At 31.2% G+C, this 22,098-nt stretch carries 13 protein-coding genes; 11 read left to right on the top strand and 2 right to left on the bottom strand.

Going from position 1 to position 22,098, the window contains the following annotated elements:
• The first annotated feature begins 69 nt into the window (after nucleotides 1-69).
• The 11 genes from N456_RS12475 to N456_RS12425 all read left to right on the top strand — a co-directional run bounded on the left by N456_RS12475 (nucleotide 70) and on the right by N456_RS12425 (nucleotide 21,221).
• The gene (locus N456_RS12475) at nucleotides 70-1,281 is read left to right on the top strand and encodes a hypothetical protein (protein ID WP_062057405.1); all 1,212 of its coding nucleotides are present in this window, start codon (nucleotides 70-72) and stop codon (nucleotides 1,279-1,281) included.
• A 6-nt stretch (nucleotides 1,282-1,287) separates the two neighbouring features.
• Nucleotides 1,288-2,616: a hypothetical protein gene (locus N456_RS12470; protein WP_062057402.1), complete on the top strand. Its 1,329-nt coding sequence runs from the start codon at nucleotides 1,288-1,290 to the stop codon at nucleotides 2,614-2,616.
• Nucleotides 2,617-2,668: 52 nt separating this feature from the next.
• A complete protein-coding gene (locus tag N456_RS12465; RefSeq protein WP_062057399.1) occupies nucleotides 2,669-3,442 on the top strand; it encodes a hypothetical protein in 774 nt (257 codons plus the stop codon).
• Nucleotides 3,443-3,536: 94 nt separating this feature from the next.
• Nucleotides 3,537-4,241 carry a hypothetical protein gene (locus N456_RS12460; protein WP_062057395.1) on the top strand — a complete coding sequence of 235 codons (705 nt, stop codon included), beginning with the start codon at nucleotides 3,537-3,539 and terminating at the stop codon, nucleotides 4,239-4,241.
• A gap of 3 nt (nucleotides 4,242-4,244) precedes the next feature.
• The gene (locus N456_RS12455) at nucleotides 4,245-5,099 is read left to right on the top strand and encodes a hypothetical protein (RefSeq protein WP_062057386.1); all 855 of its coding nucleotides are present in this window, start codon (nucleotides 4,245-4,247) and stop codon (nucleotides 5,097-5,099) included.
• Complete coding sequence (locus N456_RS12450) at nucleotides 5,099-9,853, top strand: Ig-like domain-containing protein (RefSeq protein WP_062057382.1); 4,755 nt, start codon at nucleotides 5,099-5,101, stop codon at nucleotides 9,851-9,853. The genes N456_RS12455 and N456_RS12450 overlap by 1 nt, the downstream gene beginning before the upstream one ends.
• A 61-nt stretch (nucleotides 9,854-9,914) precedes the next feature.
• Nucleotides 9,915-10,652, top strand: coding sequence for a hypothetical protein (locus N456_RS12445; protein ID WP_062057381.1), 738 nt, complete (start codon nucleotides 9,915-9,917; stop codon nucleotides 10,650-10,652).
• A complete protein-coding gene (locus tag N456_RS12440; RefSeq protein WP_062057379.1) occupies nucleotides 10,645-11,049 on the top strand; it encodes a hypothetical protein in 405 nt (134 codons plus the stop codon). Before N456_RS12445 ends, N456_RS12440 begins: the two co-directional genes overlap by 8 nt.
• Nucleotide 11,050: 1 nt before the next feature.
• Nucleotides 11,051-11,566 carry a hypothetical protein gene (locus tag N456_RS12435; RefSeq protein ID WP_062057377.1) on the top strand — a complete coding sequence of 172 codons (516 nt, stop codon included), beginning with the start codon at nucleotides 11,051-11,053 and terminating at the stop codon, nucleotides 11,564-11,566.
• A 15-nt stretch (nucleotides 11,567-11,581) separates the two neighbouring features.
• Complete coding sequence (locus tag N456_RS12430) at nucleotides 11,582-13,240, top strand: hypothetical protein (protein ID WP_062057375.1); 1,659 nt, start codon at nucleotides 11,582-11,584, stop codon at nucleotides 13,238-13,240.
• Nucleotides 13,218-21,221: an LPD23 domain-containing protein gene (locus tag N456_RS12425; RefSeq protein WP_062057373.1), complete on the top strand. Its 8,004-nt coding sequence runs from the start codon at nucleotides 13,218-13,220 to the stop codon at nucleotides 21,219-21,221. The genes N456_RS12430 and N456_RS12425 overlap by 23 nt, the downstream gene beginning before the upstream one ends.
• Here N456_RS12425 and N456_RS12420 read toward each other — a convergent pair.
• Both N456_RS12420 and N456_RS12415 read right to left on the bottom strand, forming a co-directional pair.
• A complete protein-coding gene (locus tag N456_RS12420) occupies nucleotides 21,215-21,448 on the bottom strand; it encodes a hypothetical protein (RefSeq protein ID WP_062057370.1) in 234 nt (77 codons plus the stop codon). The two genes, N456_RS12425 and N456_RS12420, sit on opposite strands and share 7 nt — an antisense overlap.
• Nucleotides 21,435-21,635, bottom strand: a complete 201-nt coding sequence (locus N456_RS12415; protein ID WP_148639311.1) for a hypothetical protein — start codon at nucleotides 21,633-21,635, stop codon at nucleotides 21,435-21,437. The genes N456_RS12420 and N456_RS12415 overlap by 14 nt, the downstream gene beginning before the upstream one ends.
• Nucleotides 21,636-22,098 lie beyond the last annotated feature (463 nt).

Genomic DNA, 22,098 nt, shown 5'->3' with positions numbered 1-22,098 from the left:
GTATGATTATTTGTTTTTTAATAGATAAATACTATATTTGTTTTCTTCTTAATAAAGAAAATCTATTGAATGAAAGTAGCTTATAATTTTAATGAATCAGAAAATAATGAGGTTATCGAAGGTTCATCTGAAAATCAAAGAACCAAAACAGAACCTAGTACTAATGATATAATACCATCGGGAATCAATGAAGAACCAGAAAGAATTGAACTAGAACAAACAGATGGTGTTGGAGACCCAAGCAGAACCGAAACTTCTAAAAATGGAACTGAACAAGAACTTCAAACTTCGGAACAAGAACCTCAAGAACTATCAGATGATGCCTTTGTTACTTATCTGAATAAAAAAAACAATACTAGTTTTAAAAGCTTAGAAGAGTACAATAATTCATTAACTAAGGAAATTGTAAAATCTCCAGAATATGATGAAGAAACTACTGCATTTTTTAGATTTAAAAAAGATACAGGCGGTAGTTTTAGGGAATGGGTTGATCTTAATCAGAACATCGATGAAAAAAGTGATTTTGAAATTGCTCTAGATAAGATAAAGAAAGATAATGAGGGTTTACAATTATCAGATTCCCAAGCATCTTTATTACTCGCTGAAGATCTAGGAATTGATATCTATGAATTAGAAGATCTCGAAGATAAAGAAAAGTTAAAGTTATCTATTCTTGCAAATAAGCATAAAAAATCACTTAAAGAAGTACAAGAAAAATATCGCCAACCTATAATTAATCAAGAAACAAAAGAAGCTCAATCAAGTAGTGAACAGGTAATGGTAGCAGGTCAGTTAATGGATAAATCAGAATATGACCGTCAACGAAAAGAATACCTAAGTGAGCGAGAAGAAGCTGTTAACAGTATTGATGCCTATGATTTTTCTATTGAAATAGATACTAAAGATGGTAAAAAATCACAATTAGATTTTAAGTATATACCTACTGACGAAGATAAACATAGTATGCTATCTGTAACAGAAAGTATTGATAATATACTTCCTAATTTTTTGAATGAAGAAGGACAATTAAATCATCGATCTTTTAATGAAAGTATAGGTTTTTGGGCAAATGAACAATTAAGAGAAAAAGCAATTAAGAGTATTAGTCAGCAAGCGTATAGTGCGGGTATTGATGCTATACTTAAACAGGAACGTAACATTAATTTTGATAACAAAAACATGCCTTCTATAGTTCAAAAAGTTCCTGAAGGTTACGGAATTGTGGGAGCAAAAAAACCAGATGGAGTATCGGTTAAATATAAGTTTAATGAACAAATCTAAATCATAATGAATTTAGCACAAACACCTAATGTTTCCAACCAAGCATCGGGAAATATTAGAACATCTTACAACTACATTTCTGAGTATGATTATGCGACTCAGTTTGAACCTGATAAAATGCTAGGGTTACACCCAAGATACGGAAATGGATTGATTACTGGTTTTTGTAAAGTTGTAGGCGCAGAAAAACCATATAACAGCGATCAAGTTGTTCATGCCGAACAAGACCGATTAATGAATATTCTAAGAGGTGTAACTGTATCTGGTGATATATTTACCACCAATGCAGGAGAAAAGGCAAATGCTCGTGTAGGTGATGTTATCTTAGCATCAGATGGTACAATAGAAGCTCAGGGTGTGATTACTACCGTAAGCAGTTCTACAGAATTTGTAGTTGCAAATAGAGCCGTGGGAGATTTTGGATTTACAAGGGCAGTCACCGTTTCTATTTTCTCTAGTGAGTTTAATAAAGCGGACTCAGGTTTTACAGAAGGTTTTGAACATAAACCTGTTTTCTATAAAAATTATTCTCATATTATAAAAGAGTTTTATTCTGTTGCGGAAAGTGACCTTGCTCATGCTACATGGCTAAAAACCCCACAAGGGGAAGATCGTTGGTTTTCTTACGAAATGGAACGCAATAGAATCAAGTTCCAAAATAAGATGGAATTAACACATATTTTTAGTAAAAGAGCGGAAACTGGATCTGCTGCCGAAGCTGCTGGATATGCAGGTATGAATGGTGTCCTATCAACTGTAGAAAATCGTGGTAATGTAGGTAATGGTTATATAGAAACTCTTGATGAATTTGATGAGATTACGAAACGAATCAGAAGACAAGGGAACTGTACCTCGTACACCTCTTGGGCAGATCAAACTCAAAGAATTAAGTATAGCAATATGTTAGGAAAGATTAACAAATATGCTGATAGTGGTGCAAATTATGGTGTTTTTCAGAACAACAAAAAACTAGCACTACATCTAGATTTTGAATCTTTTACACGTAATGGTATTACTTTTCATCTGACCGATTGGAAATTGTTAAACGATCCTACATTAATGGGCAGTGAAAATTTCTTACAAACTAATATTGCTTCACTATTTATTCCTGCGGGTGAAAAGCAAATAACTACTGAAACAGGGGCTAAATCTTCTAGCCCATATATCTGTATTAGATACCGTAAACAAGGTGATGTAAATAGGTATATGAGGACGAAAATATTTGGATTACAGGGTACTGAAATTCGTGAGGATAAAATGGAAATTCAATATATTTCTGAGCAAACAAACCAAGTAATCGGTGCTAATGAATATGTAGTAGTTAAAAGATCATAAACATAAAGGAGTGAAAAACTTTTCACTCCTTTTATTAAAATAACATCGTATAATGATAGGAAAAATAAGACTATACATATTAAAAAATAACTATACCCCTGTAAGTTGGCAATTGCGTTCTAAGTCATTAGTAAATAGAGAAGGAAAAGGACTAAGAGAAATTATCTATGTAGAGGGAGGGCATTCTATCTGGCGTGATGATTATGATATAAATATTCAGATCAATGCAAAACAAATCTGGTTTGAGGATGGTAGTTTCCTTGTAAATCCCCAAAATAAATTGCTTATAGATTATTTAGAAACCCATCCTGATTTTAACCTTAAATTTAAGCTTGATGATCCAGAAGCAGATGCGATACGAGATTTAGCGAGCATTAAAAAACAAGATGAGGTAAAAGATGAATTATTAAAATTAGATAACTATGATGCTTTGGTAGAATCATTAAGCCGAAAAGACGAAGTTACCCTGCACTTGACACCTGCTCAAAAAGAACTTAGATGTTACCAAGAAGCACAGAAAGACCCAGAAAAGGTTCTGAAAGCTATCGCTGATCCACAAACTACAACAAAGTATCTGATAGCTTTAGCTTTGAGTAAAAATATTATTGCTTTGAATACCCAAAAAACACAGATTATTTGGAGTGATAATAAAGAGGTAATAGTAGCACTTCCTTTGGGTCAAAAACCTTCATCCATAATGGCAGAATTTTTATTTGAACCTAAAAGCGAGGGAACATTGGCAGAACTTCAAAAACGTGTAAATGCCTTGTCTAGTGAAAGAGATAAAAGCTTGACTACTAAAAAAACAGTTTCTAAAAAAAGATAATATAATGACTGATTTGTTCCTGTTCGGTTGTTTGTTTTTCCCTGACCCCCTCTTACATTAGTAAGGGGGGTTGTTAACCTCCCTAATTTCTTATATGATTAACAGAATTTATAAACTTGTATTATTTATCTCAAATAATCCATTAAGAGGAAATGTAGTACCACAAGAGTTTAATCTAGCTTTATATAATGCTATTATAGAAATTTACGAAGAGTATTTTTTTGAGCTAAATAGAGCTATCACTCGCAAAAATAGAGGACTAATAAATAATGGGTTTGCTGATTTACCCGAATGTTATAGAGAAAAAATCAAGTATTATCTTACAAAAAGAAAGATTGAGCCTGCCGATCCTGACAATCCAATTTATATACTACCTAATAATCTTAGGTATCTAGACGCAATTTTCTACCAAGGAAATGAAATAGAGCCAATGGTAAATAGCCGTCAGTTTTTATTACTTAGAAAATATACAGATATCTGTATTGATGATGAATATCCCGTATATCTATTAGAACATAATCAACAATTGCAACTATTACCTAAGACTAATGAGCCAATTAATATTTGGTATTTACGAAATCCCTTGCCCCCAAATTGGACTTATAAAGTTTTTAATGGGGTAGAGCTTTTTAACCCTGATGCAGACGATTTTCAAGATGTAGATATGCATGTAAGTGAGGAAAGTAATTTAGTTAGACGAGTGTTATTAAAAATGGGAATCAATCTAAAAGAACAAGAGTTGACAAACTATATGCTCGCAGAAGAAAGTAAACAGTTTAAACATGAAATAACATCATAATAAATGCCACAAACAGCAGAAGAATATTATACAAATAAAGAGAATCATGGGAATTATCAGTATATCCCAATATCGCAAGTTATCGATTCTATATCTATTGAAGCTGAGAGTGATAATGATAGCTACTTAAAAGGTATACCAAGGCATCTTTTTATTAAGTATGCTGTTGATGGAGTGCGTGAAATGAATTTTAGTGGAAATGGTGATACACTCGGTTTAGAGCTTTCGATAGGTGATGATCTTCAAATGATTTTACCACAGGATTATGTAGACTACACAGAGGTGTTTGTTATAGGAGAAGATTGTAAATTATACTTATTGGATTATAACAGTAGTATCAACTCATCCCCTACATACTTACAAGATCATAAGTATGCAATTGTATTTGATAGTGAGGGTGATGAAATAGAACTAGATGGCAATAATATCTATAACAAACTTTATACTCGTTATGAATTTGCAGGGAATTTTTACAACTATTCTAAACAAAGTAATATTGATACTTCTAAATTATCAAAACATGGGGAGTTTCTTATTGATAAAAAACGTGGAGTAATAGGCTTTAGTAGTAATCTTAGAGGAAAAAATATTGTATTACGATATATTTCTGATGGGCTACAACAAAAGAATATAGATGGCGATAAAATAAGTGTACATAAACACCTTAAAAATGCACTTGAACATTACATATATCTTAGAGCTATTGAAAGAAGAAGAAATGTTCCCGAACGAGAAAAACAACGTGCTAATAAAAAGTATAAAACAGCAAAACACAAAGCAGCAATCTTACTAAAAGATATCAATTCTCATAGAATTGCCAAAGCAATGCGAAGTGTGTTTAAACCTAATAAATTTTAATGGACGCACAGAAAAGAACATTAACGCAAGGTAAAATGACCAAAGATGTTGATGAACGTCTATTGCCAAATGGTCAATATTATGATGCTGAGAACATACGTATATCCCGAAAAGAAGGTAATGATATGGGGGTTGGTAAAAGCGTAAAAGGCAACGTGAGACTAACAAATCTGAAATTAGAAGATGCTCGAACAATAGGTGTTTTTGCTGATTCATCAAGTAATAAACTGTATTATTTTGTTACTAGCCATACTAAAGACTTAGTTTTAGAATATGATTACTTCAATAGTAATCTAAACATCGTACTTGAATCTACTCGTCCAGACGGTGTACTTAATTTTGATAAAGAACATTTAATCATTGGAGTAAATAAAATATTCACTGGAAACTTCAAATACGACCTATTAGCTTGGACAGATAATTATAATCCTCCACGAATAATTAACATCGAAAGAGCAAAAAACTATGGAGTAGATAATTTTTCGGAACAAGATTTATCTGTCATCAAAAGACCGCCTATTTATGCTATAAAAATAGATCTTACCTATACCTCTACATCAATTGAAAATAATTTAGAGGATAAGTATCTTTCATTTGCATATAGATATAAGTATTTAGATAATGAATATAGTGCTTTATCACCTTTCTCTATAGTCGCTTTTGCTCCCAAACCTTTTGATTTGGATTATCAAACTATGAAGAATAATGGTATGCTCAATGCTTTTAATGCGGTTAGAATTAATTTTGATACCGGAAGTAAACACGTAACGGATATTCAGATCGTATTTAAAGAAACGAACAGTATAAATGTTCATATAATTGAAAGTTTTAATAAAAAAGAATTAGGATGGAATGACAATTCGATACATAATTTTTTATTTTCCAATAGTAAAAAATACACGACTCTCCCAAAAGAAGAAATTTATAGAACTTTTGATAATGTTCCTTTACTTGCTAAATGTCAAGAATTAGTCGGAAATCGTCTGGTGTATAGTAATTATCTTGAAGGCTATGATTTAATTGATCAATTTGGATCAAATTTAGCAATCGATTATAGTTTGTCATTAAAGACAAAAAGCATAGCAGGTAAAAAATTGACTTTAGTAGTTAAAGGCAAAAAGCTATCAATAAATTTATCATCTGTTCCTCTTCTTAAAAATAGTAAAATTACTATTGCGTTCGATCTTGAAGGAACATTTATAGATGGAAAGGCTAAATCTGACGCTGTTTTCATTTTAAATCAGAATTATAGTACTATAAAAACATTAGTAGAAGATAGTGATTTTAAAAAATTTGTAGAAATCGTTATGTCCAATGCTTTTTTTTCTATTTATGAGGCAAATGTACCTAGTAATCACGAAATACTAGAGACAATTGGTTTTAAAATTGATGGATATGTATCGTCTGTAATAAATATTTTAGCCCCAACAATTACTTATCGAGAAGATCTTACTCCCACATTATCAGATGATCAGCAGTTTACTAATCATATATCGGAATGGAGTTGGAAAAGCAACACTACAACAGTACAATATAATGCTACTGCTGTGGCTACAAGTCTAAAAACAGAACGTGATTATGAGGTAGGACTAATCTATAAAGATAGTGATGCACGTTCGAGTACTGTTCTTACTTGTGCAAATAACACCCTTTTTATTCCACTAAAATATAGTGTGCAACAAAATAAAATTAATGTTTACATAAATCATAAACCCCCTTATTGGGCAAAAAATTATGTTTTTACAATCAAACAAAATAAACTCAACTATGAAACTATCTATTGTAATCTTTTTTATGAGGATGGTCTTTTCAGATGGGTGAAATTAGAAGGAGCAAATAAAGATAAGGTTAAAGACGGTAGTATTCTTATCGTAAAATCTGATCTGAATGGAGTTCTTGAAAACACTATTGAAGTTCCTGTTTTAGAAGTTGCCACAAAGGACAAAGATTTTATAGAGAGTAATGAAAATGTTGATGGAGATCAGATAGTTGAAGAAAGTGGGGTTTACATGAAAATTAAGCCAAAAGGGTTTGATATGAATTTTAATGACTCTACTAGTAGAACTTTTGAAGGGGGGAGTCATCTTCGTTATCCTGTGCGAACTCACACAAATCCGATATTTGGGGAGATTATAAATGGAGTTTTTAAATCTTATAAACTAGGGGCAGGGAGTATTGTGCAAATAAAATTATCATTTGAAGCCAGAGGGAGTATTGCATATCGTGTAGAATATGATAAAACCTTTAGAGTAAGTAGTCCATATAATAGCATCCAAGAATGGTTTGATAATGAAGTTGATGACTTAGGGGCATTTGGTGAAAAATATTGTAGAGGAGATAAGGGAATTGGTTATGGATTTACCAAAAATGGTGAACGTTTTTATATATGGTCGCATCGTGACGGTACAGCTTCTCGAAAAATAACTTCTAACTTATCGTTTGAAGTGATTGCTACAGAAGGAACAGTGATTTTTGAAACAAAAGCAACAGAAATAGATACTAATATCTTCTATGAAACATCACAAATTTTTGATGTTGTTAATGGAAATCATTTAGGAAATATACAAAATCAATTTATCAATACATCTCTACCTGCAATTATAGAATTAGATATTTTTAACTGCTATGTGCAAGGCAATGGAGCTGAAAGTTATAAAATAAAAGATACTGTTGCTGGTAATTTTTTGAATTTTGACCTTAGACCAACTTCTACATCAATTGAAAAATACAAATCGGTTAGGCGATTTGCGGATTTTACGTATAGCGATCCATATGTAGAATCTAGTACTATAAATGGATTAAATGTTTTTAATCTTGCTAAAGCAAATTATAAAGATGATTTAGATAAAAAGTACGGGACCGTTCAAAAGATTTATGCCAAGGATACGAATCTTGTTGTTTTTCAGGAAGACAAAGTACATAAAGTTCTCTATGGTAAAGACGTATTGTATAATGCGGATGGAACATCTAACATATCGTCAATAGAAAATGTGTTAGGACAGCACATTGCATATGCAGGAGAATATGGTATCAGTAGAAATCCTGAAAGCTTTTCTTCTCATGGTAATCATATATATTTTACCGATGCTAAACGAGGATATGTATTGCGCTTGGGTATAGACGGTATTACAGAAATATCTGGTTATGGAATGCGTACATGGTTTAAGGATTTATTTAAAAATAGTCTGGAGCAAAAAAAGGTAGGTGCTTTTGATCCCTATTTTGATGCCTATGTATTAGGATCTGAGGGGGTTTCTATTTTTAACCCAAACGTTATTCTAGATTGTTCTAAAGTATATCTAAAATTAGAATTAGAAGGTGAAACTTCTTTTAAATTTGATTATGGATTTGTAATTGGTGAAGCAGGTTTTAGTTATAAAATAGAAGGTGCACCTGCAATTATTGAACTAAAATGGAATGGGCAAATATTTACTACTGGGGCTATAGAGGGTGATGGTCAATTACTATTTGATAAAAATACTCCTATCTCAAAAACAGCGAGAATAAAAATTTCTGTGCCAAAAGACTGTGCTTCTATTCGTATATCAGGAATCTGTCCCATAGGGGAAGAAATAACAATTATTCCTATTGTAGTAGCAGACTCAACCGACAAAGGGAAAACAATTAGAAATCGTTTCAAGTGGTTTACAAATACTTATGTAAGTAATTATAAAAACTACGAAACCCGCTTTACTGGTCAAGAATTAAATCTATATGAGGTGCTTAATGGTACTGAAGGAGATTCTTTTTTTGCACCTAAAAACAGTATCGTAAGAATAGAATCCTTTAAAGGGTATACAAATACAGGTAGTTTTGAACAAGATGATAGATTAGGCTATTATATTTCAAACACGTTAATATCAAAAGATAATTATCATCAGATTATTGATAAAGCAACATGGCTAAATATTGCTAAGACTGAATATATAACAGGAGATGTTCTTAATGTAGGAGTATTTAATCTTAAAAAAACTAATAATGAGAAATACCTTTATCTAATTTGGGATTATATAAAAAAGAATACTCCACCCGTAGCTATTACAGATAATCTAAATTGTAATAGAGGATCTTCGATTACTGCTGATCTGCGGTTAAATGATTATGATGAGGATAATGACCCTCTAAGTGTTGAGATTTTTAGTCAACCTATACATGGTTCTGTTATAGTAAATCCAAATGGTACTGTTACCTATACTCATGATGGCTCAAATAATTTTGATGATGAGTTTATCTATAGGGTTTTTGATGGAAAAGAATATAGTAATAATGCTACTGTCTACTTGGCAATAGGTGTTCCTTGTCAGGATGGGTTAGCTGCTAATGGAACTATTGGTGTGTATGAAGTTACTATAAGTTTAGGAACAGATATAGGAGAAGCAGGTATTTCATACGATGCGTTTAGTATTCCTGATAGATTTATGCTAGAATACGATGGTGTTATTGTTGCTGATAGTAAATATGTAGGTAATAGTTTGATAAATTCAGGATATCCAGATCTAAGTGGTTCAAAGTCATTAGATGTTTATGAATACAATGGTAACTCTTTTATAAATACGTTAAAAAAACGGATTATTACAGTTAATCCAGAAGATATTGCAAACGGTTCTATTTCCGAACCAAAGTTTGGTAAAGGAACTTTACTGTTTAACAAAACTGTATCAACTCCAACTACTGTAAAATTAATTGTAATTGGTTTTGTTGGTGGAACTGCTTGGAATATCTCAGGTATTTGTCCAAATACGGGGGTACAATAAAAATTAGATAATGATATTAAGCGAGAAGATCAAGAAATCGTATCTAAATAATATTATATAAATGAAACAAAATATAAACAGAACAGTAGCCTTTGATGACAGTCCCGAAATTAAAGGATGGACATCGTTTTTTTCGTATATCCCTGATATAATGATTGGGATGAATAATAATTTTTTTTCATTTAAAAATGGTGATCTATACGAACACCATATAGGTGAACGAAATACATTTTATGACCAGAAATCACCATCAACAATTTGTGTGGTTTTTAATGATTTTCCTAGTGATGATAAGATATTCAAAACGATATTTCTAGAGTCAAACCAAGCTTGGAATATCGCTTTGGAAACCAACTATACAAACAGTACTATCTTATCAAACGAATTTCAGAAAAAAGAAAGCAGGTGGTTTGCCTATACTCGTAGGTCTGAAAACAATGAAGATTTAACGGGAATATCTGTAACTGGAATTGGTAAACTCATAGACTACACTAATAATATTGCGACATTTTCACATATAGATGGTAGTATAAACATTGGAGATGGTCTTTATCAAATCATCAACGATAACGCTGAGTTAATAGGAGAAATTAACTTTAAAACAGCTACAACCTTATCTCTTGATTCCTCGTCTATAATGACTCCTATTGAAAGATGTTTTTGCTTCTCTAAAAAGAACTCTAGAGTAGAGTCTGGTAGTGTACGTGGCTACTACATGAAAGTAGAGTTAGAAAATGATGAGGATGAACATGTAGAATTATTTGCAGTAAACAGTAAAGCAGTGAAAAGTTATGTTTGAAATAAGATGGTTAGAGCAAAATGATTATGATGAGCTTTGCCAATGGTGGAAATCGTGGAGATGGAAAGCACCAAATAGAGAATTATTGCCGGATAATGGCAAATGTGGAATTATGGTAAGTAAAAATAATGTTCATATCTGCGCAGGATTTATTTATTTGACCAACAGCAAATTTGCGATTATAGAGTATATAATATCAAATTTTGAAGTAAAAGATAGAAAAGTTAGGAAACAAGGCTTAAAACTTTTAATAAAATCCTTGAATCAGATTGGTGCGAATGAAGGTTATACAATCGCTTTTACATCTCTTAAAAATGAAAGTCTTAAAAACGTCTATCTAGAAACGGGATATACTATAGGTACAATGAACTCAATAGAAATGATTAAAAAATTATAATATGGCAGCGGCAACAACGATAGTAGCAGGTAGTTTAATGGCAGGTGGAGGACTTGCTAAAGCATTTTCTGGAGGTGCGCAAGCACGAAAATATAAAAATATGATTCATAATTATGACCGTCAGGATTTGACTAATCTGGCACAAAATATTCAATTGAGTACTTATGGATCTGATCTTATTAAAAATGAAACGGCATTAAATACAGCAACAATAATGAATGGTGTACAACAAGCAGGAAGTAGAGCAATTATAGGAGCTACTGGAAAAATAGCAGGAATGGGCATAGAAGCGAATCAAAAAGCTGTATTAGATCTAGACAAACAACAGCAGAAACGACAATATGCAATGTATGAAGAAGGAGCTAGAATCAGAAATATGCAGGAACAGAGAGAAAATTCGGACTTAGCAGGTATGGGAGCAATGTATGAAGCAGGTAGGCAAACAATGTGGGGAGGAATTGGAGATGTTGCACAAGCAGGAATGTACGGAATGAGACAACTGGATTCTAATAAATAAAAAGATCGTAATACTATGGGGAAAGGAACTGGAGTTTATGGAGCTTATGCAAACGTAAAACCAATAACAGAAGATTTTGGAAAAATTGGCTTAGAACATGAGCAACTTCAATTCCAACATCGTGTCGAACAGCGTGAGATTCAGAATCGTAAAAATACCAAAGCTAAAGACCTAAAGAATCGAGCTATAAAAGCACGAAAAGCAATTAGAGCTGAACATACAGGTATTAGATCTGAAGATGAAAAACGGGGACAACTCGCTTTAAAAGCTGCTGATACTTTAAATGAAGCTATGAAGAGGTTAGAAAAAGATTCTAATGATGTAGAAAGTAGTTTAATTGTTTCTAATCTTGAAGATTTTGCCCCTAGATTTAAACAAATGACTGAACGTTATTCAACTTGGATGCAAGACGGTACAAAAGGGCTTGAAGAAGGTATATATAGCCCATACCTAAATCGAGATCATATCGAAAAAGTAGAGCAAGTAATTAAAGGGCAGGTAAACTACGGACTTGATGATAAAGGGAATATAACAGGTGATTACGATCAAAATCGTGATGGCAAAGCTGATTTTACATGGGATGGAATGGCAACAGGGATTGATTTACCTGAGTATAAAAAGCGTTTTGATGTAGATCGTTTTAAAGAAAATACTAAAGAAAATTTTGGAACACTTCATACAAAAAATCCAAATGGTACTTATAACACTATTGAAGTAAAAGAACTTTCTCCAGAAAGTAAATTAGGTATCAGGAAAAATATAGAAACTCTTTTTGGAGAGTCCGCCAAAAATATAACAGATGAAGGTTTGAGCTATATCTACGATGAACTAGATACGGAAATAAATACACCTCTTACTGATGAAATGCTAAAAGAAGCTAAAAATAGATTTTATATTGAAAATATTACAATGTTTGATAGGCTAGAGTTTAATACTAAAGACCTTGTAGCACAAGATAGAGATCAAGAAAGATGGAGAAAAGTAAATGAAAAAAAGAAACCAGTTAAAAAACAAGAAGATGCAGACTTTTTAAGAACACTCGTAGACGGAACAATTAACGGAGATCCTAGATCATTAGGTATATGGAGGGATAAGATTATTGGAGAAAGTAAAGACGAAAAAGGACGCAAAACAAACATTCAGGTTAAAAATGTGGAATACACCAAAAATAATATTGTGTTTGACTTAAGTAATGGACAAACTCGATATTTTAAACTTAATGATAGAGAACGCTTAAAAGGAGAATTATCTTCATTTGCAAACTATAAACTGCCCCCACAGGAGTCTATGAGTATTTATGACTCCGGAGAAGTGCAAAGGGAATTAGGCAAAACAGAATCTACAAAACCACAGAGTATAGCAGAGATACGTAATGAGTATAAAGATGTTGTAGGTAAGGGTTTTTTTACAGGAAATGGGGTTGTTAAATTCTTAAAGTCTAAAGGTTTTGATGCATCTAACGGATGGTATTTTTCAGGGAAAAATAAGCAAATTACCATTAACCATAAGGGGGAACAAAAAGAATTTAATGTGTCAACAAATAAAGGAGTAAAAGATATAATAAATTTTGTAAGTGAGACTAGTGGCTCTACAAAAAGTATTACTCCTCATAAAAAAACAAAAGAAAACCCTTTAGGAATAGATTTTAAAAATGGAAAAAGAAAACCCAATTAATGATGGGGGAATGACTCCTGAAGAGTTTTCCCAAAAAATAAAGAAACAATATCCTCAATACAGTAATATGGGAGATATTGAACTAGCGCATAAAATAATTGAGAAATATCCTGTTTATGCCGATAAGGTAAATTTTGATACTCCTAAAAAAAAAGAACTTAGTTTTTTAGACTCTTTTGAAAAAAAACAATCACAAAAATTTGATCTAAGACCTAAAACTATTGATCGAGAAAAACTTTTTAACGAGCATTCTGTTAATAAAGAGATTAATACCTCTATAGAACAAAAAAAACAAAATTGGCGTGAAGAGAGATCTCAGCTGATTGACGGAGTAAAGCAAAATATAGAACAAAAAACAAGCACAATATCTCTTGACGATATTGTACAGAAGAAAGATATTATCTCTAAAAAAGATACTAAAGATATTGATCGCCTTAATCGAATGATTAAAGGAAAATGGCATACGGTAAATAAAGGGGTTGATCTTGACAAGGAGTATGCTAATAGTGCAAGAAAAGAACGTTTTAAAGGGATTTTAGAAAATGATTTACAGCCTGAATTTACACTTACTCATAAAGCAAAACAAATCTTAAAAGACCACCCAGAGATTACTCCAGATTTTGCTGAGAAACAGGTAAAAGATGAACGCTTAAAAGAAGCTATAGGTTTATTACCAAATAATAGATCTAAAAGATTATATAAAAACAATGTAAAGATTGCCGAATTAAAAGAAAAATGGAATAAAAGCCCTAGTGACAAAGAATTAGAAAAGCAGTATTATGACGCAAAAATTCGCTTGACTAAAGAAATGAAAGGTAATAGTTGGTGGAAATCTGAGGATAATAATACTACAATGTTTGATGAAAGCGGATTTGCACAAGATCAGGATTTTCAGGAAATGATAAATTCTGTTGGCAAGGATAATTTTTTAAAAGATCTAAAATCACGTTATCAAAAATTTGATGAAGCATCTAAGGATAAAGAAAACTTTTCTGCTTTATGGAATGATAAGTTTGAAAAATTGAAAGCAATTGAATCAAAATGGGAAACAGCTAAAAATGAATATGTTGAATCGATTCCTTGGAATCATTTTTCTCAGGAGAAAGAAAAAAAAGAACGAAAAAAGGCAAATGATTTTTGGAAAGCTCAATATACTGATGCTAAAATGGATTTTGGTGCTATTAATGAAATCCTTTTAACAAATGTAGATCCATCTAGCGTAAAGCGACATTGGTATCAAAGCCTTCGTACAGGGATAGATCAAGGTTTTAGTTATGATCTTAATTCATACTCTACAGATCAGTTAGCTGAGGTTTATAAAAGTGTCGCTAAAGATGAAAGTTTCTCGATTACAAAAGCTCAAAAGCTAAATGCAAAACTTGATCTGGGGGATGAAGCTTTACGAAGTGTGGGGAGTTCTCTACCTGCAATGGTAGAAATCATAGGGACAACCTATCTTACACAAGGATTAGGAACTGCCCCTGTATTAACTCGTTTGGCAGCATTATCTAGATTGCGCTATGGGCGTATGGGACAAAAAGCTTTTAATTTTATCAAAGGTGCTACATTAGATGGTATTGCTTTTCAGATTGCACCAAATAATAATTCTTCTTTTGCTATGGGGGTTGGGGAAAATGTAGGACAAAACATTTTTCAAGGATTAGAGGGTAGATTAGGGAAGGTACGAAATAAGTATTTACGTTTCATTACTCGTATTGGCGTTGGTTCTGTATCAGAAACAACTGCGGAGTATATTGGTGATTTTACCAATGAACTTTCTAAAAATGGTTTTGATATAGAAAAAGCAATTGAGAAAGTAATAGGTACTAATACAAATCAATCATTGAGAAAACTAGTCTTAACTGCAATTACGACAACTGCTTTCTCTACTGGTAGTAATATTACCTCAGCCGTATTTAGTAAAGTTAGGAAAGAAGCAGAAACATTACCTGATAGTGAAGGTAAAAATGAGTTAATCGAATTATTAGATGAAGCAAACAAAGTTAATAATGAAAAACTAATCAATGATACTGAGGATATTATAAACTTAACAGAAATTGTTAATATAGAACAACAAAAAATAGAAGAAACTAATCACAATAACTTAGAAAAAAAAACCTCATCAACTGAATCAGAATTAGATAATGAAATTGATTCTAGAAATAGTACAGATGATATTTTTGATTCTAATGAGCTTGCGGAACGAAATAATGAAATTGATTCTGGAAATAGTACAGATGATATTTTTGATTCTAATGAGCTTGCGGAACGAAATAATGAAATTGATTCTAGAAATAGTACAGATGATATTTTTGATTCTAATGAGCTTGCGGAACGAAATAATGAAATTGATTCTAGAAACATTCTTTTTGAGGTTGAAAAAAATGAATCTAAAACTCCAGGAATACCAGAAAGAAACTTACCTTCTGAAATCACTGAAAATAAAGAGTTTGAACGAAATAAGAAAACAGTAGATAATGAGATTTCTGTAGAAAATGAGACAATAAATGAGCCGTCTAAAACGCCTGCTAAAAACAAGAATCAATCAAAACCATTAATTTCTAAAAATCAAAATTATCAAATTAGACGAGATGAAAATGGGATGGTTGAAGTATTTAATCGAGATGGTTCTGTTTCTGGCGTGACAGGAACAACAAAGCGGAAATATATTAAAGAATATATTGAAAACACAAATTTTAATACAGGAAAAAGAGCTATTGATACTACAGTAGGTATAGAACAAGATATTACTGCTCTAGTAGCTGATCATAGCCAAAACCCTCATGAAGTTGCTGAAACGATTATACACAATAATTTTGATACTGTCTTAGATGATAAAACAGTAGTAATTGCGAATAACGTGAGTAATGTAAGTCAAAAATCATTTCATGAAGCAGTAGGTTATACTAATAAACAAGAAGGTGTTTCTCAAAGTTATTTTAGTCCTAATGGTAAAAGTCTAGATCAAGTACAAATGAATATCATCTCAGACCTTGGACATGATTATAATGCGAATAATGCAGATTCTATTGTTTCTATTAAAGATATAACAGATTTTATGCTTAATCATAAAGGAGCTAATCACTATCTTAATGAGAAAAGTGAAATTAAGAATACACTTTTAGGAAAATTTGAAGAACTTACAGGACTAACAGCTACAAAAAAGAATATAAAAGCTGTAGCAGGGATAACAAATGATATAGAAAAAGAAGTAACAACTTCATCAATAGATTGGCAAGAAATAGAAAAAGGTTTTAATAGTAATGAAGAAATTCCTTTTAAAATAGAAAAGACTGCCAGAAACACAAACGTCAATAGGTTAAAAGTTAATGAATTATTTGAAAGATTAAAAAAAACTTTTCCAAAAAACAAGATTGTTATGGACACTAATGCTATGACTAGAGCATTAAATGACCTTTCTACCAATCAAAAGTTAACTGCTAATGACATTAATTTTTTGAAAACATCAAAAGGAGAAGTCTTTGGGTTTGTTCACCCAAAAACAGGCGAGGTGTTTCTTGATCCAAAGTTAATGAATTATGAAACTCCTATACATGAATTTGGGCATATCTGGGCAAGTCATATTAAAAATAATAATAAAGCTTTGTTTAATAAGGGGCTTCAACTTATTGAAAACACTATTTACCATCAAAAAGTAAAATCCAATCCTGCTTATGCTAATTTGTCAGAGAAGGCACAATTAGAGGAAGCTCTAGTTACTGCTATAGGAGATCGAGGGGCAATGCTATGGGGAACAGAAAAAAACATGTTTCAGCGGTTTTTAGAAAAAGTTAAACGATTCCTGAGCACTACTTTTTTTAAGGAATATAAAGGAAATATAGACCAAATAGATTTAGACACTTTTCTTAATAAATCTTTGGCAGATATACTTAGTGGTCGTGATTTGAAAATAGATCCGAAACAGCTAAGTAATGACGGCAAGATAAAATATATGATTCTTGGTCGTAAAGGGGCTAAAAAAATGGGAAAAGAAAAGCTGAAATTTCTGGAGCTTGCAAAACAAATGTCTGCCAATGGAGCAAATGTTAAAGATATATGGATGGTTACAGGTTGGGAACTTGGAGGGGATGGGAAATGGAAAATAGAGTTATATGATGGGGATGCTAAAATTAAAAATCTAAACAATGGTAATTTATCTGATATATTAGATTTTCCTAAACTTTTTGAAGCCTATAAAAAACTTAGTACAGTTGAAATTATTTTTACATCAAATTTAGACGGTTATGGTATGGTTATTCCTGAAGAGAATCGAATTTTTCTTAGTACTGAACAAAGTGATAGTGAAATGATGCTAACACTAATGCATGAAGTTCAACATTTAATTCAGAATGAGGAAGGTTTTGCAGGAGGAGCTTCAACTGATAATGCAAGAAATGCGTTATTACAAAAAATAAAAAAATTACAATCAACCTATAAAGATTTACAAAAAGGAACTATTGCTGCAAAATTAAGGGTACTTGTTAAAGGAGAAAATTTAAATCCTTCTGAAATTATTTCTCTTAAACGTAGATTAGAATCTTTAAAAAGTAAAATCAATAAACAGGATTTTGAAATTTATCTATCGGTTGTTGGAGAGGTAGAAGCTAGAAATATTGAAACTAGACATAAGCTATCTGTAGAGGAAAGGAAAAATAGCCCCTTATCAGTCACAGAAGATATTGCTCGGGAAGATCAGGTTATTCTTGAAACAACTAAAGCTGCATCTAATACAGATAATTCAAACCAAAATGAACTATTTAAAAATATACATCTTGAAAAGCAAACAAGAATATTGTTTAATAAAACCATCAATTCCTTACAGTCATTAAAAACAAAAACGGCAAAAGCTTCGGCTATAAGAAAAGATCTACGTGATGCGCTTAAAGATTTCATAGATAGTGATACTATTAAAAATCTTAAACAACGTGATCTAGGAAAAATTCTTACTACTATTGAAAATGCTAAGACAAAAGCAAGTTTAGAAAAAGCTTTACATACATTTGAAGAAATCGCTATTACAGCAGAAAGAAGAAAGATTAAAGACAAATATAAGCAGCGTCTAAAAGAACTAAAATCAGTAGAGTTTGAAACTTTTAAGAAAGAACTTAGCCAAGAAATTAAAGTACTTGGACAAGATTTTTTCGGTAACAAAATTACCTCCAATAACATTAAAAATTTACGAAAATCTGAATTAGAACGTATCTACAAAAAGCTAGAAAGTGCTAAAACAGAAACACAAATAAAGAATCTAGCCAAGGAATTAGAAGACATGTTTTATGAATTGGAAAGCCGTAGGGTAATGGTGAATATCAACAAAATTCTAAAAAGAAAACTTACAAAACGAGAGTCTGGAAGAAAAAAGGCAAATCTTACAAATGAACAAAGCACAAAGGTTATTAATGGTGTTAAATCTCTACTAAAAGACTATACAGTAAATAGAAAAGATATAAATCGTAGTGAAAAAAGTACATATGATTTACAATTTTTATCAGATTTACTGATGACTCAAAGAGAATTAATTAGTAAAGTTTCAATAGCAAATGATTCAGAAATTAATCAATTAGCTTCATTAAACATTGCAATAGGAATAATCAATAGTAAAACTATAACTTCTCCAAAAGAAAAATTACAAGCTCTTATAGAATCTGAACAAGAATTAAGTAATGTGTATGACGAAGGGAGAAGTAATCATTTAGCTTGGGTTCTAAAGAAAAAACAACAACGGAATGATTTTATAAAAAGAGCTGTAGAAGCAAATAATATTAATGATAAATCAATTACTCCCACTAAAAAAGATGTTATTAAGCAAAGAAATGCTCTTGTAACAAGTTTTATGAAACTCACATTTGCATGGACTAGTGGAAGTAAAATGGGAGATTTAGATTCTGTTCTTCAAATAATAGATAAAAAAGGTAATAGAAATACGAATGAAGGATTTTCGACTAATCTATTAGAAGAACTAAAATCTTCTGCAACAAATAAAGAGTTTAATTTACGAGAGTACACTAAAATTTTAAAAAAGAAACAGCGTGAAATATTTGGTTCAAAAATTAAAGGAAGAGGTAGTAATTTTAGTATGGAGAATATTTTAGGAAAAAAACATCATTTTACTGTTAAGCGTCCTCAACTGAGTAATGATACAGGACAATTAGACTATGAAACATTAGAAGATGTTAATATTACTCTTACTGAGTCGCAATTATTAAACCTTTGGATGCATCATAAAAATCAAGAGCTTCACCAAGGGTTTGTTTCAGCAGGGTATGATACTAGATTTATGGAAAATGTAAATAATATTTTAAACAAAAAAACAAAGGCATATGGAGAGTTTCTTTTTGATTTTTATGATAACTATTATAATCATATCAATACTACTTATAAAGAAATGTATGGACATTCGCTTGGGAAGCCAAAATTTTACGCTGGAAAACTATCCAGATATGGTTATGATGAAGAAACAGTAAATTTAATGGATGGTTTCTCTACTGCCAGAACAACCGCAGGAGGATCTACAAAAGAACGTCTAAACAATAAATTGCCAATTCAAGCCCAAGATGTAAATATAACGTTACAACACTATCTTTTTGAGAGTGAGCATTTTGTGCAATATGCTTCTATTCATGCCAAATATGACGCAATGCTTAAAGACAAACGCTTTCAAAACTCGGTAATGGCTAATAATAAATATGTCGGAGATGCTATTCTTGAACAATTGAAATATTACCGAGATTTAGAAATGGTAAGAGGAGGTAAAGAAAGAGAGTCTTTAAGAATCCTTGATGTATTAATGGGAAATGTGGTAAAATCAACTCTTGCCATTAAGCCTAAAATTGCACTAACGCAAACTTTATCCATTCCTAATGCTATTAAGTTTTTGCCACGAGGTAAAAATGCTGTAAAAGGCTATAATCCCATAACGTATTTTAAAGATGCAAAACACATTTTTAAGAACAGTAAATATATTAAGAATCGTTTAGATACAAATACATTAAATAAAGCGATTACAGGGCTAAACTCTATATCTAATGAAGAGGTGTTTGGAACTAAAGTAGGAAATAGCGTAAAACAGTTTATAAGAGCTTATGATACGATACAAAATACATTAATGCTGAATGTAAAAGCAGGTGACTTAGTAGGAGTTATGGGGAGTTTCCCATTGTACTCATCTTGGAAAGCAGAATATTTATCTAGAGGCATGGATGAAAGTACTGCCGAAAAAAAAGCAATGTTAAAATTTGAAACAGCAGTTGATCGTACTCAACAAGGTCAAACAAAGTTTAGCAAAAGTAAATTGCAAAATCATCCTGTAGGTAAAGTTTTTTCTATGTTTGCTACTTCTCCTATGCAAAACTATCGGAATGCAATAAGCAGTTATGTTGAGGTTTCTAGATATTTTCGTAAAAATCAGGAAATGAAAGGGAGTTTAGCCAGACATTTAATTAGTATTACCAATTTTAGTTTGTTACAGCCCCTTCTATATACATGGATAGCAGGGAGATTAAAAGGGGGGCTAGGTTGGCTGTTGAATGATGATGATGAGCCTAGCGAAGCAGAAAAATCTATGTTGAGTACACTAATTCTTAGAAATACATCATCTATCCCAATGGTAGGAAGTGCATTAACATTAATTGTAGATGAATTAGTCGAAAAAAAACAAAGTTTTGGAGGATTATTAGACAATCCAGTGCTTCAAGAAGCAGATAATATAAAGAAGTATTATAATAGAGCAAAAAGAGCTAACACTACAAAAAGCAAGGAAGATAATTATAGAATGATGAGACGTTCTTTTTATAAATTAATAACAGGGTTTCCCGTAGAAACTGTAAAAAAATATAAAGATTTAATTGATAATGGCGAAGAGTATAATGATAAATATGACGTAATGGAAATGCTATGGTTAAAAATGGGACATAGTAAATATGCTATAGATGTTGATAGAAAGGATAATCTAAAAAATAAAAAGCAATCAGTTAATTACTGATTGCTTTTTTTAGTTGTATAATGTTTAGATAATATTCCAAAACCTATAATAAAAAATCCAAAGAAAACGATTACAATAGCTGTAAGTATAAGTTCATAATTACTATAAAATTCTAGCCCTGTCAGAAGAATATTTGAAACTCCTACTAATGAAATTAATAACCACAAAAATACAAGTATTCTATAATACTTAGCATAAAATCGTATTATACTTTTAATATAACTCATCCAATTTATTTATAAACATCATTATTTTAGAAAGCATATGTACTCGATTGCTATTTTGTGTTTTATCATTATCCTGAGTACCTAACATTGCATCTGATGTAAGTTCTGATAAATATAGATTAAATTCACATGAATTTATTTCTGAAAAAAAATCTTTAATTAATATGTCTACCTTTTTTTCCTTCATATTTTTTTGCTCGCCCATTTAGTTTTTTTGTTTATTTTTATATCTCTTTTTAAAGGGGTATTTTTCATTTAAACTGTTGGTAGGGAACAATTTAAGTGTTTTTTTAGTTTATATAAATTTCATCGATCATAAAACTTATATAGTGTTTCCTTTTTCTCTAAAAGATGTTTTTTCATTTCTATATTTTTTAAGGTTTATTAATGTTAAAAAAATGTAATTTTATATTTTTAATCCTATAAATTAATTAGAAAGGACTATAAAAATATCTAAATAATACAATAAATTCACTGTTTTTTACAAGTGAAATTTCAATTTTCTCATTATCAGACAAATACAATAAGTAATTATATGCTACTCTAATTAGCTGAAAGCAATAGTGTTAGAAAATTTACTTATTATTTGTTAATGAAATTGAAAAATAATGTTAAAATAAATAATGATTGTCTAATCTAAAATAGACATT

The sequence above is a fragment of the Aquimarina longa SW024 genome (genome assembly GCF_001401755.1).
GTDB lineage: Bacteria > Bacteroidota > Bacteroidia > Flavobacteriales > Flavobacteriaceae > Aquimarina > Aquimarina longa.
Note: the sequence above shows the minus strand (reverse complement) of the source record. Positions and strands in the feature narration are given on the sequence as shown.